The sequence below is a fragment of the Heterorhizobium halophytocola genome (genome assembly GCF_017873095.1).
Lineage (GTDB): Bacteria > Pseudomonadota > Alphaproteobacteria > Rhizobiales > Rhizobiaceae > Allorhizobium > Allorhizobium halophytocola.
The window spans coordinates 277,646-296,366 of the sequence record NZ_JAGGJU010000003.1 but is presented as its reverse complement, the minus strand read 5'-3'; the positions used below and the strand labels follow the sequence as shown (position 1 = coordinate 296,366).

19 protein-coding genes are annotated in these 18,721 nt (G+C 64.2%); 6 read left to right on the top strand and 13 right to left on the bottom strand.

Features of this window, described 5'->3' with window-relative positions; genetic code table 11:
* Positions 1-13: 13 nt before the first annotated feature.
* The 3 genes from J2Z17_RS06935 (at position 14) to J2Z17_RS06925 (ending at position 2,440) form a co-directional block, all read left to right on the top strand.
* A complete protein-coding gene (locus tag J2Z17_RS06935; RefSeq protein ID WP_209943460.1) occupies positions 14-1,447 on the top strand; it encodes a D-alanyl-D-alanine carboxypeptidase in 1,434 nt (477 codons plus the stop codon).
* Positions 1,448-1,497: 50 nt separating this feature from the next.
* A complete protein-coding gene (locus J2Z17_RS06930; RefSeq protein WP_209943459.1) occupies positions 1,498-1,767 on the top strand; it encodes a hypothetical protein in 270 nt (89 codons plus the stop codon).
* Between the two features lie 145 nt (positions 1,768-1,912).
* A complete protein-coding gene (locus J2Z17_RS06925; RefSeq protein ID WP_209943458.1) occupies positions 1,913-2,440 on the top strand; it encodes a gamma carbonic anhydrase family protein in 528 nt (175 codons plus the stop codon).
* 27 nt (positions 2,441-2,467) lie between these two features.
* Here the strand turns inward: J2Z17_RS06925 and J2Z17_RS06920 are convergent, their stop codons facing one another.
* The gene (locus J2Z17_RS06920; protein ID WP_209943457.1) at positions 2,468-3,058 is read right to left on the bottom strand and encodes a TetR/AcrR family transcriptional regulator; all 591 of its coding nucleotides are present in this window, start codon (positions 3,056-3,058) and stop codon (positions 2,468-2,470) included.
* A 145-nt stretch (positions 3,059-3,203) separates the two neighbouring features.
* On the opposite strand from J2Z17_RS06920, the gene J2Z17_RS06915 reads away from it, so the two are divergent.
* Positions 3,204-3,767, top strand: coding sequence for a DUF308 domain-containing protein (locus J2Z17_RS06915; protein WP_209943456.1), 564 nt, complete (start codon positions 3,204-3,206; stop codon positions 3,765-3,767).
* A 9-nt stretch (positions 3,768-3,776) separates the two neighbouring features.
* On the opposite strand, the gene J2Z17_RS06910 is transcribed toward J2Z17_RS06915, so the two are convergent.
* From J2Z17_RS06910 to J2Z17_RS06900, 3 genes are read right to left on the bottom strand one after another with little or no spacing between them, the layout of a single operon-like run.
* On the bottom strand, positions 3,777-4,178 hold the full coding sequence (locus J2Z17_RS06910; RefSeq protein ID WP_209943455.1) for a Fur family transcriptional regulator: 402 nt from the start codon (positions 4,176-4,178) through the stop codon (positions 3,777-3,779).
* A 13-nt stretch (positions 4,179-4,191) separates the two neighbouring features.
* On the bottom strand, positions 4,192-4,998 hold the full coding sequence (locus J2Z17_RS06905) for an iron chelate uptake ABC transporter family permease subunit (protein WP_209943454.1): 807 nt from the start codon (positions 4,996-4,998) through the stop codon (positions 4,192-4,194).
* Entirely contained in the window at positions 4,991-5,944 is a 954-nt protein-coding gene (locus J2Z17_RS06900; protein ID WP_209943452.1) for an ATP-binding cassette domain-containing protein, read from the bottom strand. The genes J2Z17_RS06905 and J2Z17_RS06900 overlap by 8 nt, the downstream gene beginning before the upstream one ends.
* A gap of 104 nt (positions 5,945-6,048) precedes the next feature.
* On the opposite strand from J2Z17_RS06900, the gene J2Z17_RS06895 reads away from it, so the two are divergent.
* Positions 6,049-7,011: a zinc ABC transporter substrate-binding protein gene (locus J2Z17_RS06895; protein ID WP_377300232.1), complete on the top strand. Its 963-nt coding sequence runs from the start codon at positions 6,049-6,051 to the stop codon at positions 7,009-7,011.
* Between the two features lie 70 nt (positions 7,012-7,081).
* Positions 7,082-8,974, top strand: a complete 1,893-nt coding sequence (locus J2Z17_RS25510; protein WP_209943450.1) for an O-linked N-acetylglucosamine transferase, SPINDLY family protein — start codon at positions 7,082-7,084, stop codon at positions 8,972-8,974.
* 6 nt (positions 8,975-8,980) lie between these two features.
* Here the strand turns inward: J2Z17_RS25510 and lpxB are convergent, their stop codons facing one another.
* From lpxB to J2Z17_RS06845, 9 genes are all read right to left on the bottom strand, one after another.
* Complete coding sequence (gene lpxB / locus J2Z17_RS06885; RefSeq protein ID WP_209943448.1) at positions 8,981-10,168, bottom strand: lipid-A-disaccharide synthase; 1,188 nt, start codon at positions 10,166-10,168, stop codon at positions 8,981-8,983.
* Positions 10,165-11,043 carry an LpxI family protein gene (locus J2Z17_RS06880; RefSeq protein ID WP_209943446.1) on the bottom strand — a complete coding sequence of 293 codons (879 nt, stop codon included), beginning with the start codon at positions 11,041-11,043 and terminating at the stop codon, positions 10,165-10,167. The genes lpxB and J2Z17_RS06880 overlap by 4 nt, the downstream gene beginning before the upstream one ends.
* 3 nt (positions 11,044-11,046) lie before the next feature.
* Positions 11,047-11,862: an acyl-ACP--UDP-N-acetylglucosamine O-acyltransferase gene (lpxA, locus tag J2Z17_RS06875; protein WP_209943444.1), complete on the bottom strand. Its 816-nt coding sequence runs from the start codon at positions 11,860-11,862 to the stop codon at positions 11,047-11,049.
* A gap of 4 nt (positions 11,863-11,866) precedes the next feature.
* The gene (gene fabZ / locus J2Z17_RS06870; protein ID WP_209943442.1) at positions 11,867-12,331 is read right to left on the bottom strand and encodes a 3-hydroxyacyl-ACP dehydratase FabZ; all 465 of its coding nucleotides are present in this window, start codon (positions 12,329-12,331) and stop codon (positions 11,867-11,869) included.
* Positions 12,328-13,386: a UDP-3-O-(3-hydroxymyristoyl)glucosamine N-acyltransferase gene (gene lpxD, locus J2Z17_RS06865; protein WP_209943439.1), complete on the bottom strand. Its 1,059-nt coding sequence runs from the start codon at positions 13,384-13,386 to the stop codon at positions 12,328-12,330. The genes fabZ and lpxD overlap by 4 nt, the downstream gene beginning before the upstream one ends.
* Positions 13,387-13,439: 53 nt before the next feature.
* Positions 13,440-15,764: an outer membrane protein assembly factor BamA gene (bamA, locus tag J2Z17_RS06860; RefSeq protein WP_209943437.1), complete on the bottom strand. Its 2,325-nt coding sequence runs from the start codon at positions 15,762-15,764 to the stop codon at positions 13,440-13,442.
* A 192-nt stretch (positions 15,765-15,956) separates the two neighbouring features.
* Positions 15,957-17,090, bottom strand: coding sequence for an RIP metalloprotease RseP (gene rseP, locus J2Z17_RS06855; protein ID WP_245223911.1), 1,134 nt, complete (start codon positions 17,088-17,090; stop codon positions 15,957-15,959).
* A gap of 33 nt (positions 17,091-17,123) precedes the next feature.
* A complete protein-coding gene (locus J2Z17_RS06850; RefSeq protein WP_209943435.1) occupies positions 17,124-17,957 on the bottom strand; it encodes a phosphatidate cytidylyltransferase in 834 nt (277 codons plus the stop codon).
* A 6-nt stretch (positions 17,958-17,963) separates the two neighbouring features.
* Positions 17,964-18,710 (bottom strand): isoprenyl transferase, encoded by a 747-nt coding sequence (locus J2Z17_RS06845; protein WP_209943433.1) that lies wholly within the window; start codon positions 18,708-18,710, stop codon positions 17,964-17,966.
* Positions 18,711-18,721 lie beyond the last annotated feature (11 nt).

The following is an 18,721-nucleotide window of genomic DNA, read 5'->3' as shown; positions in this document are numbered from 1 at the left end:
CAAATACGAACGAATGAAGAGTTCAGCGGTGCAACTATCTAATTTTACCCGCAGTTTGACGAAGGCCATCTCCCGGCCGTTCGCAAACCCTCTCGTACGCTTGACGGTTGTCGCCGGTTTTGCCTTTGCTGCCTGTGCCGCGCCTGCCGCCGCCGCCCCTTATGCCGGCATCGTCATGGATGCCAAGACGGGCAAGGTTCTCTATGAGAGCCATGCGGATTCCAAGCGCTTCCCGGCCTCTCTCACGAAGATGATGACGCTCTACCTGACGTTCGAGGCACTGGAGTCCGGGCGCATCAAGCTCAGCGACCGGATCACCGTCTCGCGCCATGCGGCGGCCCAGCCGCCGAGCAAGCTCGGCGTGCGTGCCGGCGGCAGCCTGACCGTCGAACAGGCCATGCTGTCGCTCGTCACGCGGTCCGCCAACGACATGGCGACCGCGCTCGGCGAATATGTCGGCGGCGGCTCGGAAGCCCATTTCGCGCAGCTGATGACCGCCAAGGCCCATAGCCTCGGGATGCGCAACACCACCTATCGCAACGCCAATGGCCTGCCGAACAAGGCGCAGATGACCACGGCGCACGACCAGGCGCTGCTCGGCATCGCGCTGCGCCAGCATTTCCCGCAATATTACCACTACTTCAACACCCGCGTGTTCAAGTTCGGCAAGCAGCGGATCGGCAATCACAATCGCCTGCTGGGCAAGGTTCGCGGCGTCGATGGCATCAAGACCGGCTATACCCATGCTTCCGGCTTCAATCTCGCCACGTCCGCCGAATATGGCGGCCGCTCGGTGGTGGGCGTGGTGCTCGGCGGCAAGACCGGCCGCAGCCGCGACGCGCAGATGAAGAAGCTGATCGCCAGCTACATGCCCAAGGCAAGCCGCGGCCCGCAGCGCTTCACCATTGCCCGCACGCCGGGTGCGGCGAATGTCAACGTCCCGGTCGCGTCGCTGCCGGCCGTCGGCCCGATGCCGATCCCGCGCTACGACAACGGTGCTGTGGCCTCGACAAACGCTGCACTTGCCTATGCCGACGGATCCGCCGGCACGGCTACGGCTGCCGTCAATGCGCTGGCGGCCCGTGTACCGTCGGCCGAGGTGCCGGTGCCTGCGCCCGCCCCGGCCTTCCTGCCGGGCGGTTCGTCCGCAGCGGAGCTTGCCGCCACGGATTCTATCAAGACCGGCTCGATCAAGCCCAGTTCCGGCTGGATCGTGCAGGTCGGCACCTCGCCAAGCCGCGACGGTGCCGAAGAGCTTCTGCGCCATGCGCAGAACAAGGGCGGAAAGGTTTTGCGTTCCGCCTCCCCCTTTGCCGTCGCCTACAACACCGGTTCCGGCGACGTGTATCGCGCCCGGTTCGGCGGTTTCGACAACCAGAATGATGCAGTCGATGCCTGCAAGTCGCTGAAGCGGCATGGCGTCGGCTGCTGGGCGGCGCCGCTTTAAACCCGGCCTGCCCGACCTCGATTTTTTGTATTGCGTACGAGGATTTTTTGATGGCGACTTTAGAGAACGGCCTGGATCTCGCACGGCACAACGTTGCCGATGCGATGCCGCAGCGCCCTACCCTGCATCCGCTGCACGAAGCGGCGATGCGACTGGCCGAAATCGGCCTTGGGCGGCAGCGTTCGCGGACCAAGGACCTGATCGGGCTGCTGCTCGGCCACGGCGCCCGCGCCTGGCGCCAGTCGCAGCCGCCGGTCGCCATCCATCTGCACATCAGCACGCCCGAGCGGCGGTGCCCGGTGGTGATGAAACTTCGCTAGGAGAGCTTGGCCTTTTCCAGCAACGGACGGTATTGCACCTTGCATCCTTAGACGGCGCCGCGCATCCTTCTATTGCGCGGCGCCTTTTCGTTTCCGCAAAGGGCGATTGCGTCGATGATGCCGACGACCCCGGAGGATTTAAAACGTGCCTGTCTACCGCCTTGCCGACCTCACCCCGACCCTGCCGGACGCCGATCGCCACTGGATCGCGCCGGATGCCCATGTGATCGGCGATGTCGTGATCGGCGAGGATGTCGGGATATGGTTCGGCACGGTGCTGCGCGGCGACCAGGCGACGATTTCGGTGGGTGCCGGTACCAATCTGCAGGAGGGCGTGATGGTGCATGCCGATGCCGGTTACCCGACGACGATCGGCAAGGGCTGCACGATCGGCCACCACGCGATCGTGCATGGCTGCACGCTCGGCGACAATGTTCTGGTCGGCATGGGCGCCACGGTGCTGAACGGCGCGAAGATCGGCAATAACTGCCTGATCGGCGCCAATGCGCTGGTGACCGAGGGCAAGGAATTTCCGGACAATTCGCTAATCGTCGGCGCGCCGGCGCGCGCCGTGCGCACCCTCGACGACAAGGCGGTCGCCGGGCTCAAGCTTTCCGCCGCCCATTATATCGCCAACTGGAAGCGGTTTCGGGCCGATCTGGTCGAACTCTGAGCCGGCCACCCGGGCGCCGCGGCTCGGCTACCGGCCGGCCGTCGCCAGCAGCCGCTCCAGCTGGCTGTCGGTGACGAGGGCAAATATCTGCGTGTTGTCCAGCGCGCGGGCAGACAGCATGGCGCCGTGGACGGTCGCCATCAGTGCCTGGGCCTCGTCCTGCGGGCAGCTGGTCAGGCGAAACAGCCCCTGCTCGCTGCCGGCACGCAGGATCTCGGTCAGCCATCCTGCCAGATGCTCGAAATGGGCGCGCACGCCCGCCGCCACGGGCTTGGGCAGCATGTCCTTTTCGCCCGCCAGCATGGCGCAGACGCAGAAGGGCTGCGAGGCATCGCCGATACAGGTTTTCCAGTAGGTGAGATAGGCGCGCAGTTGATCGGCCGGATGCGGCACCTGCTCCCGCAGGTGGGAGAGACCCGTCCGCGCCTGCAGCCGGTAGCGCTCGACCAGCGCAGCCACGAGATCGGCCTTGGCCGGAAAGTGATGGTGGATGCTCGCCTTGCGGATGCCGATCGCCACCGCGATATCGGCATAACTGAAGCCGTTATAGCCGCCCGCAATGACAAGTGACTGGGCGATGTCCAGGATCTTTTCGGAGGTCGAGACGGTTGGTGTCATGCCGCTGCCTACCTTCAGGTAGGCTGCTTGTCAAGCATTTCCCCACCGGTCGCAGCTTCACGAGAAGGTGCACGCAGGCCAGATTGACGGAATGAATGAATCTACCTATCAGTTGGTAGATTCATTCATCAACGGGAACCTCGACATGCAAAACCAAGTCTTGAACCAATCCGGCAGCCATTGGCTGCAATCCTATTATTTCGCCCGCGCCGGCTTTTCGATCCTGTGGATCCTAGCCGCCGTCGCCCTGCACGGTCAGGCGCTGGCAACCGCCCTGCTGCTGGTGCTCTATCCGGCTTGGGATGCGCTGGCCAATCTGGTCGATGCCCGGCGCAATGGCGGGCTGAAGGCCAATCCGTCGCAGGCGCTGAACGTCGCCGTCAGCACGACCATGACACTGGCCGTCATCGTCGCCGTCGGCCACAGTCCCTATGCGGTCCTGGCGGCCTTCGGTGTATGGGCGATCTTTTCCGGCCTGCTGCAGCTCTACACGGCTGTCCGGCGCTGGCGGGCCTATGGCGCGCAATGGGCGATGGTGCTGAGTGGCGGGCAATCGGCGCTGGCCGGCGGCTTCATGATCAGCCGGTCGCTCGCAGCCGCCATGCCGACCATTCTCGACATCACGCCCTATGTCGGCTTCGGCGCCTTCTATTTCCTGGTGTCGGCGGTGTGGCTGGTCGTGCTGTCGCGCCGGGCCGCCACCGTGTGAGGCAGCCCGTCAGGCGGCGCAGCTGGCACAAAGACCACGCAATTCGATCGTGGTCTTTTCCGGCTTGAAGGCCTTGCGGCTCGCCCAGGCGCCGAGCCGCGCCTCGATCTCGTGATCATGGAATTCCTGAACCTGGCCGCAATTGGAGCAGATGGCAAACGCCACCACGCCGTGCGCATGGGCGCAGCAGGCTTCGCTCTGGTGGGCACAGGCGACGAAGGAATTGATGCTTTCCAGGCGGTGGACAAGCCCACCCTCCAGCAGTTTTTCCAGGGCGCGGTACACCTGCAATGGTGCGCGAAAACCGTTGTCGCGCAGACGCTCCAGAATGGTGTAGGCCGACAGCGGCTGCTCCGACTTCTGGAGCACGCCGAGCACCAGCGACTGGTTCTTGGTCAGGCTGTTCGCCATGTCGATATCTCCGTCAGCTGGGTTGCGCCCGAAGCCCCCGGGTGAGGGGCAGAAGCGTCAACAGGAAGAGCACCAGGGCGGCCACCACCACCGAGGGCCCGGAGGGCGTGTCGAATTCGAGCGAGCCGAACAGCCCGCCGACCGCCGCAAGGGCACCGATCAGGCCGGCAAGCGCGGCCATCTGTTCGGGCGTGGCGGCAAGCCGCCGGGCGGCCGCGGCCGGGATGATCAGCAGCGCGGTGATCAGCAGAATGCCGACGATCTTCATCGCGATGGCGATCACCAGCGCCATCAAAAGGGTGAAGCACAGGCGTGCCCGCTCGGGGCTCAGGCCTTCGGCGGCAGCGATCTCCTCCGAGACGGTGGAGGCCAGCAGCGACCGCCAAAGCAGCGCCAGACAGCCGAGAACCACGACGCCACCGATCCAGACGGTGGCCAGATCGGTGCGGCTGACCGCCAGGATATCGCCGAACAGATAGGCCATCAGATCGATGCGGATCCAGCTCATGAAGGCGACCATGACGAGGCCGATCGCCAGCGTCGCATGGCTGAGGATGCCGAGCAGCGCATCGGCCGACAGGCTCTGGCGCCGCTGCAGGGTGAGCAGCAGAAGCGAGATCACCACGGTGACGGCAAACACGCTGAGCGTCAGGTTAAGCTCGAACATGAAGGCGATCGCCACGCCAAGCAGCGCCGAATGGGCCATGGTATCGCCGAAATAGGCCATGCGGCGCCAGATGACGAAAGCGCCGAGCGGGCCGGCAGTCGCCGCCACACCGACGGCGGCCAGAATGGCGCGCACGAAGAAGTCGTCAAACATGGCGGTGCTCCCCGCTGGCCTCATGGCCGTGGCCGTGTGCATGTTCTTCACCATGGGCATGGGCGTGACCGGCGTGATCCCCGGGATCGCGAGCGCCATGATCATGACCCTGGTGATGGCCGTCGTCGGGATGGCAATGTTCCGTCACCGAACCGTCGGCATGGCGCACACGGCCGTCCGGCAGGTGGGTATGGTCGTGATTGTGATTGTAGACGGCAAGCTTGCCCGCCGCCCCCGCGCCGAACAGGCGCTGGTATTCGGCGCTCTGGCTGACCGTCTGCGGCGTGCCCCGGCAGCAGACATGACCGTTGAGGCAGATGACGGTATCGGTCTGCGCCATGACCACATGCAGGTCGTGCGAGATCAAAAGGATGCCGCAGCCGGTGGCGCTGCGAATGCGGGTGATCAGCTCGTAGATCGCCAGCTCGCCGGCAAAATCGACGCCCTGCACCGGCTCGTCCAGCACCAGCAGATCGGGCCTGCGGGCAATGGCCCGCGCCAGCATGGCGCGCTGGAATTCGCCGCCGGAGAGATTATGAACCTGGGCCCCGGCCAGATGGGGAATGCCGACCTGCTCCAGGGCGTCGTCGACCACGGCCGCCGGCAGTCGCCCGGTCAGGGTCATCAGCCGGCGAACCGTCAGCGGCATGGTGCGATCGACCGACAGTTTTTGCGGGACATAGCCGACGCGCAGGCCGTCGAGACGTTCCACCCTGCCCTCGTCCGGCTTGTGGACACCGATGGCCAGCTTGGCGCTGGTCGACTTGCCGGAGCCGTTGGGACCGATCAGGGTGACGATCTCGCCGCGCGCCACCTGGAATTCGATGCCGCGCACCAGCCAGCGGCCGTCACGCCGCAGGCCGGCATTGTCGAGGCGCACCAAGGGTTTTGCAGCGGCCCTGGAGGCAGCGCCGGAGAGACGGTCGACGGGGGTGAAGCTGTTCATGTTCGGCTTTGAAATTCACTCTTGCGGCACACAATCGCACACGTTATAGCATAACGCAACAAATGTAATAACATTACTATCGCGTTACAAGGAGTGCGACATCCATGCGATCCGCCGCCATGACCGGCCTTCTCGGGCTGCCAGCCCTCGCCCTCCTGCCCCAGCTCGCCCTTGCCGCGCCGAACGTGGTGGTGTCGATCAAGCCGATCCATTCACTGGTCGCCGGCGTGATGCAGGGGGTCGGCGTGCCCGCGCTGATCGTCGAGGGTGCGGCCTCCGCCCATACCTACAACCTGAAGCCGTCGAATGCGCGCAATCTGGAACAGGCCGACCTGGTGGTCTGGGTTGGCCACGGCATGGAAGCCTTTCTGGAAAAGCCGCTGGAAACGCTGGGCGGCGGTGCGACGATCCTGACGCTCGAAGACGCGCCGGGCCTCACCCATCTGGCGTTTCGCGACGGGGGGTCGTTCGAGCCGGAGGCCGAGGATGCCCATGACCACGAGACGGAGGCCGGTGGCGCGGCGCATGACGATCACGATGCCGACCCGCATGGCTACGACACCCATCTCTGGCTCGATCCGATGAATGCCAAGGCTATGACCGCCGATATCGCCAGGACCCTTGTCCGTCTCGACCCGGACAATGCCGCAACCTACGAGAAGAATGCGGCGGCGATGGAAGCCTCGCTCGATACGCTGAACGCGCAGATTGCCCGGGCCGTCGCGCCGATAAAGGACAAGCCGTTCATCGTCTTTCACGACGCCTATCACTATTTCGAGCATCGCTATGGCCTCTATGTCGCCGGCTCGGTGACTGTCAGCCCCGAGGTCATGCCGGGGGCCGAGAGGGTCCGCGAGATCCAGGACAAGATTGCCCGCCACGGGGCTGCCTGCGTCTTTGCCGAACCGCAGTTCAATTCGAAGCTGATCGATGTGGTTGCCGAAGGCACCGACGCGCGGGGCGGTGTGCTCGACCCGCTCGGCGCCGACCTCAACCCCGGCCCTGCCCTTTATCCGCAGCTGATGCGCAATCTGGCAAAGTCGCTGGTCGCCTGCCTCGGCAGCTGAGCCTGCTCAAGCCCGGGACAAGGCCGTTCGACTAGACCTGCCTGACGATCGACCGGGAGAGTTTGACGACGTGCAGGATATATTCGCCACCGCAAGGGCTGCCTATGACGGCGCCCGTTACGAGGAGGCAATCAGCCTGCTGGCGCCGATGCTGGCAGAAACGCCGGACTGGCAGCCGGTAGCGCTTCTGGGGGAAACCTTCGACAGGCTCGGCATGGCTGCCGAGGCGGCGGAGGTGTTCGAGATGGCCGCTGCGCGGCCCGACGCCGAGACGCATTATCTGCTGCAGCGGGCCGCCCGTCTGCAGCTTGCCAGCGGCCGGCGTGACAAGGCCATGGCACTGGCCGCCCGCCTGCGGCGAATCGACCCGGCGGACACGGTTGCCGCCGAAGTGCTGGCAGAAGCCATGCCCGCCGCCGTGCTGTCCAGCCGCAAGGTGGAGACGGTGGACGACCTGATCGCCAGCGACGATCCCGAACGCCTGCTGAAGGCGGTCGGCCTGATTGCCGAGGACCAGCGCGACCGCCGCAACCTGACGCTGTTTTCCAGGCTGCGGAGCCATTTTCCCGAGGACCCGTTCATTCGCGCGGCGCTGCTGGCCAGCGCGCGCTATTTCCAGGCCTATGACATTCTCACACGCGAGGAACCGCTGCTGCGTCGCGCCGTCGAGAAGGACGCCGCAGCCGTTCTGGCCGGCGAGACACCCTACCAGAACCTGCTCTGGTGCGGCGACGAGGCGCTGAACGCGCTTGCCACCAATGTCAGCGGGCTGGAGCCGCCGGCAAGCGATGCAAGCGCCAGACGGCGTGCGATGCCGCATCACTGGGGCGAAAAGATCCGCATCGGCTATCTGTCGAACGATTTCTGGGACGATCACGCAACAATGCGGCTGTTCCAGAGCGTGCTGACGGCGCATGACAGCGCGCGCTTCGAGGTCACCCTGTTCTGCTACACCAATGCCCGCTTTGTCGGCTTCGACGGCGGTGGCCGGGCCGACTGGGGCCGCATCGTGCGGCTGGAGAAACTGTCCGATCAGGCCGCGGCCGACGCCATCCGCGCGGCCGGAATCGACATCCTCGTCGACCTGAAAGGCCATTCCGCCGATTCCCGTTCACGGCTGATGAACCGGCCTCTGGCGCCGGTCCATGTCGCCTGGCTCGGGTTCCCCGGCACGGGCGTCAATGTCGATTGCGACTATGTGATCGGCGACCCGGTGGTCCTGCCGCAGACCGCGCAGGCGCATTACCGCGAAGCTTTCTGCCGCCTGCCGGAGAGCTATCAGCCGAACGATCCGCATCGGCGTCCCCTGCCGGACCCGCTGCCGCGCGAAACCCTGGGGCTGCCGGCAGATGCCGTGGTGTTTGCCAATTTCTGCAGCCCGCGGAAGAATTCGCTCGAAAGCATGGCGCTCTGGGCGCGGGTGCTGCAGCGCTGCGAGAGTGCGGTCTACTGGATGATGGTCGACGGTGACGCGGAACAGGCCTCGACCCGCCGCCATTTCGCCTCCCTGGGCATCGATCCGGCCCGCATCCTGTTTGCACCCAAAATGGCCTATCACGCCCATCTCGCCCGCGCACAGGCGGCCGATGCCTGCCTCGACACGTTTCCCTATAACGGCCATACGACGACCTCGGACATGCTGTGGGCCGGCGTGCCGGTGGTCACCAAGCGGGGCACCAATTTCGCCTCGCGGGTGTCGGAAAGCCTGCTGAAAGCCATCGGCCTGCCCGAGCTCGTGGCTGACGATGCAGAGGGTTTCATCGATCTGTGTGCAGCGCTTGCAAGCGACCGCGCCCGCATCGCGGAGCTGAAGCAAAGGCTTGCCGCAAACCGCATGTCGACGCCGCTGTTCGATGCCGACCGGTTCTGCCGCCATCTGGAGCAGGCCTATGGGACGATGACCGAGCGGGCCAAGGCCGGCCTGGAGCCGCAGGCCTTCGACGTCGAAGCCTTGCCGCGATAGTCGGGGTCAGGAGAGCGGCAGGATCTCGCGGCCGTGCAGCAGGTCGAGCACCAGTGCGGCCCCCTTTTCGCCCGGCGGGACGTCGGTCTGCAGCCGCTCCAGCACGGTGTCGAAACCGGCCAGCATGGCCTTGCGCTGCAGCGTGTCGGTCGTCAGCCGTTCGGCCCAGCGCACGAGGCTGCCGGGGCGCACCACCGCGTTGATATATTCCGGTACCACCGCATAGTCGGCCACCAGATTGGGAAGCGCTGCGGTCCAGATCTTGATCCGGAAGGTCATCATCTTGACGATCCAGTCGGCCTTGTAGGCGGATACGACCGGTATGCCTGCAAGAGCCAGTTCCAGGATCACCGTGCCCGAAGCCGCAATCGCCATGTCGGCCGCCTCGAAGGCGTCCCACTTGGCCTTCGGACCGACCATGATCTCCGGTTGATGGCGCCAGCCGGCCGTCATTTCGCGGACCAGCTGTTCCTGCCGCGGCACGGTCGGCAACAGCAGCCGCGTCGGGCCATTGCGGTTGATGAATTCCAGCGCCGCCTCGCCGAAGACCGGCAGCAGTGCCCGAATTTCCCCGCCGCGCGAACCGGGCAGCAGCATCAGCGTGCGCTGCTCGCCATCCTGCGGCAGGGGGCGGACGGCGCGGGCGGCACGCACCCGGGCCACATCCTCGTCGGCCGACAGGCGGTGGCCGACGAAATGCGTCTTCGGTCCGCCAAGCCGCTCCATGACCTCCGGCTCGAACGGCAGCACCGCGAGCACCAGATCGACATAGTCGCGCATCACCGGCGCCCGGTATTCCTTCCAGGCCCAGACGCTCGGGCAAACATAGTCGACAACCGGCAGGTCCGGCAGCTTCTTGCGGACCTTTTTCGCCACCCGATGGGTGAAATCCGGACTGTCGATGATGATCAGCAGGTCGGGCCTGGCGGCGATGACCGCATCCACTGTCTCGTTGATCAGCCGGATGATCTTCGGCAGCGTCTTCAACACCGCGGTAAAGCCCATGACCGACAGTTCGGAGACGTCGAAGATCGGCTCCAGCCCCTGTGCCCGCATCGCCTCGCCGCCGACGCCCATCAGTTCGATCGGACCGTCATGCCTGGACTTCAGGCTTTGGATGAGGTCGCCACCCAGAAGGTCGCCGGACACTTCGCCCGCGATGATCGCTATCTTCAGTGTGCGTGTTGTCGTCATAAGCCGTCCTCCGCCAGGCTGCGGTCGATGCCGCAGACGAAGAGGCCGAGATCATCTGCAAGCGCGCAGACGGCCTCCCGTTCGATGACCAGCGCCCTGCCCGCTTCGACCGCAATGCCGGCAAGGCCCGCCCGCGCGGCATTTTCCACGGTCGAGCGGCCAATTGATGGCAGGTCGGCGCGAATGTCCTGTTGCGGCTTGCAGAGCTTGACGATCACGCCGCGACGCTTGGCCGAGATGCGCCCGGCCTGGCGCAGGGCGGCCACCCGCTCCAGCATGGCATCGGTGCCCTCGACGCCTTCGAGCGCCACGACACGGCCACCGACCGAGACGGCACCCTGACCGACATCGAGCCTGCCGAGCAATTCGGCCGCCTCGCCGGCGCGGGCGATATCGCGGCGCGCGGCATCATCCGGCGCATGACGGCCGACCGGCCCGAGATTCGCCAGGAGATTGGGCGCAATGTCCTGCGCGCCCACCACCTGGCATCCCTGCGCCTCGATCAGCGAGATCACCATTTTCAGGACGGCGTCGTCGCCCCCCGACAGCAGCGTGCGGATGGTCGAGGGCAGCTTGGCGATCGTCTTCAGATTGACGTGAATGTCCTTGAAATCCGGACGCCGCTTGACCCCGCCCGACATCACCACCCGGCCAATGCCGTGGCGCTTGATCAGCCGGGCAAGACCCGCCATGTCGCCGACGCCGATGGTCGCGGCGTCGAAACCGGACCAGTCGCCGCCCGCCTCGTTCTTCAAGGTGAGAATCAGCGGATTTTCGCCGCTGTCGCGCGCCGCCTGCGCAACGTAATGCGGCAGCCGCCCCTCGCCGGCGATGATCGCCAACCGGCCCGAGGATGCCGCGGCCGCTTCGGGCATGGCTCAGGCCTTGCCGCGATAAGGCGAAGACAGGGGCCGGTCGCTGTCGACGGCGATGAAGTCGAGGATCTCCATGACTTCCTTGCAGTCGGCAAAATCATCACGGATGGCGGCCGCATTGCTGCGTGCGGTACCGTCTTCGGCAAAGATCGCCTTGAACGCCTTGCGCACCCGATGGATGGTGGCCCGGTCAAGCCCTGCCCGCGTCATGCCGACGACATTGAGGCCGCCGAGCACGCCGGGATTGCCGTTCAGCATGCCATAGGGGATGACGTCGTAATTGACCGCCGCCAGGCCGCCGACAAAGGCCTGCCGGCCGACCCGGGTGAACTGGTGTACGGCCGAGCCGCCGCCGAGAATGGCGCGGTCCTCGATCGTCACGTGACCTGCGAGCATGACATTGTTCGACAGGATGATGTTGCTGCCGAGCTGGCAATCATGCGCGACATGCGAATTGGCGAGAAACAGATTGTCGTTGCCGACCACCGTCTTGCCGCCGCCATGGACGGTGCCGCAATTCATCGTCACGCCCTCGCGGATCGTGCAGTTGTCGCCGACCGACAGCGTGGTTTCCTCGCCGTGATAATCGATCGCCTGCGGGATGCCGCCGATCACGGCGCCCGGGAAAATCCGGCAGCCGCGACCGATATCGGTCCGGCCGGACACCACCGCATTGGAGATCAGTTCGACGCCTTCGCCCAATACCACCTTCGGGCCGACATGGCAGAACGGGCCGATCGTGACGTTTTCACCGATAACGGCACCGTCTTCGATGACGGCATGCGCGTGGATGCGGGCGCTGGGGGCAATCGAACTCATAATGTCACTTGTCCCTTGGAGCGATCATCGCACCGATATCGGCCTCGGCGACCAGCACGCCATCGACCTTGGCGTCACAGTGGAATTTCCAGATATTGCCGCGCTGCTTGTGCTTGACGACATGGTATTCCACCCGGTCACCCGGCAGTACCGGCTTGCGGAAGCGGGCATTGTCGATCGTCATGAAATAGACGAGGTCGCCGGCAGCCCCCTGCTTGCGGGCGCAGATGGCGCCCGCCGTCTGGGCCATGCCTTCGATCAGCAGGACGCCCGGCATGATCGGCTTGTCGGGAAAATGACCGGTAAAATGCGGCTCGTTGGCCGTGACATTCTTGATCCCGATGGCGGAATCGTCTCCGTCGATCTCCACGATCCTGTCCACCAGCAGGAAAGGATAGCGATGCGGCAGAAGCCGCATGATCTCCATGATGTCCGCCGTTCCCAGGCTTGCCTTTTCCTGTTCGCTCATTCCTTTTTCCCCTTGGCCTTCGCCTTGTCCGCCTGTCCGATCAGATGGGCGACATCGCGCAGAAAATCCTTGATCGGTCGCGCCGGTACGCCCGCGACCTTTTCGCCCGGTCCCAGACTTGCCATCACACCGCTCATGGCGGCGACCTGCGCGCCATCGGCAATGGTGATGTGTCCGTTGATGCCCGATGCGCCGCCGATCATCACACCGTCGCCGATCACCGTGCTGCCGGCAATGCCGACCTGGGCGACGATGCCGCAATGGCGGCCGATGCGGACGTTGTGGGCGATCTGCACCAGATTGTCGATTTTCGTTCCTTCGCCGATCACCGTGTCGTCCATGGTGCCGCGGTCGATCGTCGAATTGGCGCCGATCTCGACCCTGTCCTGGATGATTACCCGGCCGACCTGAACGATCTTCAGCATGCCGCGCGGGCCGGGCGCATAGCCGAAGCCGTCCTGCCCGATACGTGCACCGTCGAAGATGATGACCGCGTCGCCGATCAGGGCCGACTGGATCGAGCAGCCGGTGGCAATCGTCGTATTGCGGCCGATTCGGACACCGCGTCCGATGACGCTGCCGGCGCCTATGCGGCTGCCGGTGCCGATTTCGACATCCGCGCCGATCACCGCATTGGGATCGACGATAACCCCGGCTTCGAGCCTTGCCGTCGGATCGACGAAAGCCGTCGGGTGAATACCCTCGGGCACCACCGCCGACGTGCGCGGACGCATGGCATCGGGAAACAGGATCGAACCGGCAATGGCAAAGGCCGCATGGGCCTGCGCACTGACCAGCATCGGAATGTGGTCCGGGATCAGGGAGCGCAGCTCCGGCGGGCAGATGATCGCCGAGGCATGGCATGTCTCGAGCTCACCGCGATTGCGGCGGGTCAGCATGTAGCAGATATCCCCTTCCCTGGCGCGGTAGACCGGCGCAAGAGAGGTGATTGCAATGTCTGACTTCGTCGGATCGACAAGCTCAGCGCCTATGCGGGACGCCAACGCCCCAAGACTGATGCCGTCCTGGGGCGGAAAAAAGTGATCATGCTCCATCGAGCGTATTGCCTTTGAACATCGTCGGTCGGCGGCCAATGGCCGCCGAGAGATTAGAACTGGCCGGCCATCGAGAAGCGGAAGTTCTGCGTCTTGTCGTAGTCTTCCTTCATGACAGGCACGGCATAGTCGAAGCGCAGAGGCCCGAACGGCGAAAGCCAGATGACGCCTGCACCGACGGAGGCACGCATTTCCATGTCGGTGCCAAGGGCGCCGGCGCTGTTGTCGACCTTGTTGCCGTAGAGCGTGCCGGCATCCGCAAAGGCGGCAAGCCGCATGTTGAAGTCCTGCGGAACGAACGGCATCGGCATGTTGGCTTCAGCCGAAGCGGTGAAGTAGGTCGTGCCGCCGAGCGCATCGCCGTCCAGGCGCGGACCGATACCCTGGCTTTCGAAGCCGCGGATTTCCTTGCCGCCGATCTGGAACTGGTCGAAGACGTTCAGGTGATCGCCGGTCGGCGCCACATAACCACCGCCGACGGCGACCGAACCGACCAGGTCCATCTCGTCGGAAAGCGTGTGGAAATAGCGGAACTTGCCGTAGATCTTGTAGTATTCGGAATCCCCACCAAGACCTGCAAACTCGTTGGTGACGGTGCCGTAGATGCCGTCATGCGGGTTCAGGCGGTCATCCACCGTGTTGTAGGTGATCGTGTTGGAGATGATCGACTGGCTGAGCGGGCTTGCATCGACCAGATCCTGATACGGCGCCGACAAATCAAGGTAGTCGCTGCCGTCGCTGTCGTAGTCGATTTCCTTGTAGGTGTATTTGAACGTGGTCGCCAGATCGTCGGTGATCGGCGCGGTCACGCGCAAGGTCACACCCTGCTCGGCGTAATCATAGTTGTCGTAGCTGCTGGTCGTGTTCTTGAACAGATCGAAGCCGGCGGCCAGACGATACCCGAGGAAATAGGGCTCGGTGAAGTTCAGGTTATAGGAGCGGTTGTCATCGAGACCGCCACCCACGGCGACACGGATGAACTGGCCGCGGCCAAGGAAGTTCTTCTCTTCGACAGAGGCTTCGATCACCGGACCGTCACCCACCGAGTAACCGGCGCCGATACCGAACGAACCGGTCGGCTGGTCCTCGACATCGACGACGATGACGACGCGGTCGGACGCGCTGCCCGGACGGGTCGAGATATTGACCTTGGTGAAGTAACCGAGGGCCTCGAGACGACGCTTCGCCTTGGTGATGGCGGTCTGGTTGAACGCGTCCCCTTCGGCGATGTCGAATTCGCGGCGAATGACATAGTCGCGGGTACGGGTGTTGCCGCGCACTTCGATGCGCTCGACATAGGCACGCTCGCCCTGGTCGACCAGATAGGTCACACCGATCGTGTTGTTGGAGAAGTCGCGGTCGCCGCGCGGAACGACGCGGGCAAACGGATAGCCGGCAGACGACACGCGGTCGGCAATGGCTTCCATCGACTTCTGAACCTTGGTGGCGCTGTAGGTATCACCCTGCCCGGCCTTGACCAGACCCTGCAGGCTGGAACCATCCACGCCCGGAACCGTTGACTCGACGGCAATGTTGCCGAAGCGGTATTTTTCACCTTCATCGACCGTGATGGTGATGGTGTACTGGTTCGAGGTCTCGTCCAGCTGCGCATCGGTCGACACGACGCGGAAGTCGGCATAGCCGTGGTCGTAGTAGAACTTGCTCAGCGCCTCTTCGTCGGAACGCAGCTTGTCGGAATTGTAGACGTCCTTGCGGGTGATGAAGGACAGGATGCTCGATTCCTTCGTCGTCAGAACGGCTGCAAGGCGGCCATCGCTGTAGGCATGGTTGCCGACGAAATTGATCGACTGGATCTTGGTGCGGTCGCCCTCGTTGATGACGAAAGCGAGGTTGACGCGGCCGGGAGCGACCTGAACGGTCTGCGTCGTGATTTCCACGTCGCTGCGGCCGATGGCGCTGTAGGCTTCGCGAATGCGCTCGATGTCGGACTTGATCAGGCTGTCGCTGTAGGGGCCGAGCGGCTGCGTCTGAACGACGGCTGCCAGCTTTTCGTCCTTGATCTTGCGGTTGCCGTTGAACACGACCTGGTTGACCAGCTCGTTTTCCGAGACCGTGACGACCAGTGTGCTACCGGAAACCGAGATGCGGACATTGGAGAAGAAGCCCGTGGCGTACAGCTTCTTCACCGAATCGTCGATGTCGGTATTGGAAAAACTCTCACCGGGGCGGATGGTGATGTTGGACCGGACAGCATCGGGACCGGTGCGTTCGGCGCCGCGGACCTCAACGTGTCTGATAACGGCCGCCTGGGCCGACACGGTGGAAGCCATCAGGACTACGCTTGCGCCTGTCGAAAGGACACCTGCAGACAGCGCTACCGCCGAGACCGCGTTCAAAAATCTTGAACCAGCTTTCATCGTATTACTTTAACCTTTTCCGTTTCCCGCAGCCCTATGCCCCGACTCCGGCTCGTGTGTTTTTTAACCGGTTTTTCCCTACAAGCAAGCAGGAGCGTTAAATTCTGTTTACTTCATTTCCAAGCGTGTCACATACGCCACTATCAGTTTGAAACATCGTAAACAAATCCTTCCTGCGACCCGCAAGCCGGGTCAGCCGATTAACCTGCTTATGTCGTTCCATGTCGCAAACACCATCAGCGACAAAATCATCGCGAGACCGATGCGAAATGCAATTTCCTGGACCCCCGGTCCCACCGGTTTCCCACGGACCGCCTCCAATGCATAAAGCACCAGATGACCACCGTCGAGGACCGGGACCGGCATCAGGTTCAAAAGACCGATCGATACCGAAAGTACTGCCGCAAGCTGTAGCACGGCTGCAACGCCCAGGGATGCCATTTGACCGGATGCCTGTGCAACACGCACCGGTCCGCCCAGCTGATCGGCATTCATCCGGCCCCTGAACAGGTTGGACAGGTAATCGAACGTCCCGGCAACCACGTGCCAGGTCTCCCGAACACCCTCCGCGAGGGCCTGACCGGGCCCGAGATTCTCGATCCGGAAATTGCCGCTTTCCTGATTCGTGACGATTCCGATCAGGCCGACTTCCATCTTGTTGCCGAACTGGTCGGTGATCTCGGTGCGCCGCGGCGTCATCTGAAGATCGACGACCTCGCCGCCGCGTTCCAGCGACACGGCGATCGGGACCTCGGGGCGCATGCTCACATAGCGGCGGACGTCGTCGAAGGTGGCGACCTTCTCGCCGTCCAGCGACAGCAGCCGGTCGCCCGCACGCACGCCGGCAACGGCTGCGGCACTCTCCGGCTTGACTTCGGCGACGACGGGATCGGCAATCGGCTTGCCGTACACGCCAAGCAGCACCGCGAAGATCAGGATCGCCAGCAGGAAATTGGCGATCGGGCCGGCCGCAACGGTGGCCGCCCTCTTCCACAGCGCGGCACCTGCCAGCGTCTGGGCGCGGTCCTCATCGCTCATCGCCTCGAGCTCATCCTGTTCCGGCTTGCTCGCCGCATCGGCATCGCCGAAGAAGCGGACATAGCCGCCAAGCGGAATGGCACAGATCTTCCAGCGCGTGCCCTTGGCATCCGTCCGGCCGATCAGCTCCGGCCCGAAGCCGACCGAAAAGGCCAGAATGCGGATGCCCGACCAGCGGCCGACGAGATAGTGGCCCATTTCGTGAACGAAGACGAGCAGCGTCAGGACCAGCACGAACGGAACGATGTATCCGACAAGCAGATGGCCGATCGACATGATGAACTGCATTTTAGCTTCAACCTTTCGCTCGCGTATCGGCTCTCAGAGACCGAACAGGAAGCTGCCAAGCGTGTCAACCGAGCGTGCATCGATCGCCGCATAGATAATCGCCAAGAAGAAGGCTGCAAAACAGGCGAAAACAAGTCCGTCCACCCGATCCATGACGCCGCCATGGCCCGGAATGAGGCGACTGGAATCTTTCACCCCGAACCGGCGCTTGATGAAGGATTCGAACAGGTCGCCAATCTGGCTGGAGACCGACAGCAGCAGGGCGACCGCGACGTTCCAGACGCTGACCGTCTGGAAGATCGTCAGGGCCACCAGCAGACCGCCGATCACGCCGGCAATCGTGCCGCCGATTGCGCCCGACCAGGTCTTGCCGGGCGAGATGCGCGGCGCGAGCTTGGGGCCGCCGATCGCCCGGCCGACGAAATAGGCCAGAATGTCGGTGGCCCAGACGATAACGAAGACGAAGATCATGGCGCTGAAGCCGACGGCATCATCGCCCCGGATCGCGGCAAGGGACACGGCCGACAGGCCGGCATAGGCAATACCGCCCGGCAGCCAGCCGCAGACCCGCCCGAGAATGGCGAGGATCAGCACGGTCACGACAAAGCCCGACAGCAGCGGCAGCGTCATGTCCGGCGAACCGAACAGCAAATTCAGGCAGACGACGACGATCGACAGCCAGCCCCAGGCATTGCCGCGCAGCGACTTGTCGGCCAGGCCGGTGATCGTCGACCATTCATAATAGATCAGCAGGCCGATCAGGGCGGAGATCGCCCGGAAGGCAATGTCGCCGAGCCAGGTCGCGCCGAGCACCAGGGGAATCAGGACGATGGAAGAAAGGATGCGCAGTCTGAGTTCTTCTGACATCAAACCTCAGGACCTGACCGCAATGGCCGGCTCCGCCGTCAACCCGCCGAAGCGGCGTTCGCGCGCATAGTAGCGCTCCAGAGCGCCGAGAAAGGTTTCCCGGCTGAAATCCGGCCAGAACTCCGGCACGAACATCAATTCGGAATAAGCCGCCTGCCAGAGCAGGAAGTTGGAGAGGCGTTCCTCACCGCTGGTGCGGATGATGAGATCGGGATCCGGCATGCCGACCGTGTCGAGCCGCCCGGCAATCGCATCGGCCGTCACCGCGTCGGCCGACAGCCGGCCGGCGGCCACGTCGGCCGCCAGCGCCGCTGCGGCGCGCGCGATCTCGTCGCGCGAGCCGTAGTTGAAGGCGATCACAAGCGTCAGCCCGGTATTGGCGCGGGTCGTCTCTTCCGCCTCGACCAGAAGCGGCAGGATGTCGCTCTTGAGGTTGTGGCGGTCGCCGATGACCCGAACGCGGACATTGGCCCGATGCAGTTCGGCCAGGTCGCGGCGGATAAAGGCGCGCAGCAGGCCGAACAGATCGGAGATCTCCGCTTCCGGGCGGCGCCAGTTCTCCGAGGAGAAGGCAAACAGCGTCAGATAGCGGATACCGACCTCGCCGGCGCAGCGCACGCATTCCCGCACGGCTTCGACGCCCTGACGATGCCCGACCGTGCGCGGCAGGCCGCGCGCACTCGCCCAACGGCCGTTGCCGTCCATGATGATGGCCACATGCTCCGGCGGCTGACGATGGTCGTGTGTCGACATAGGCTTTCCGC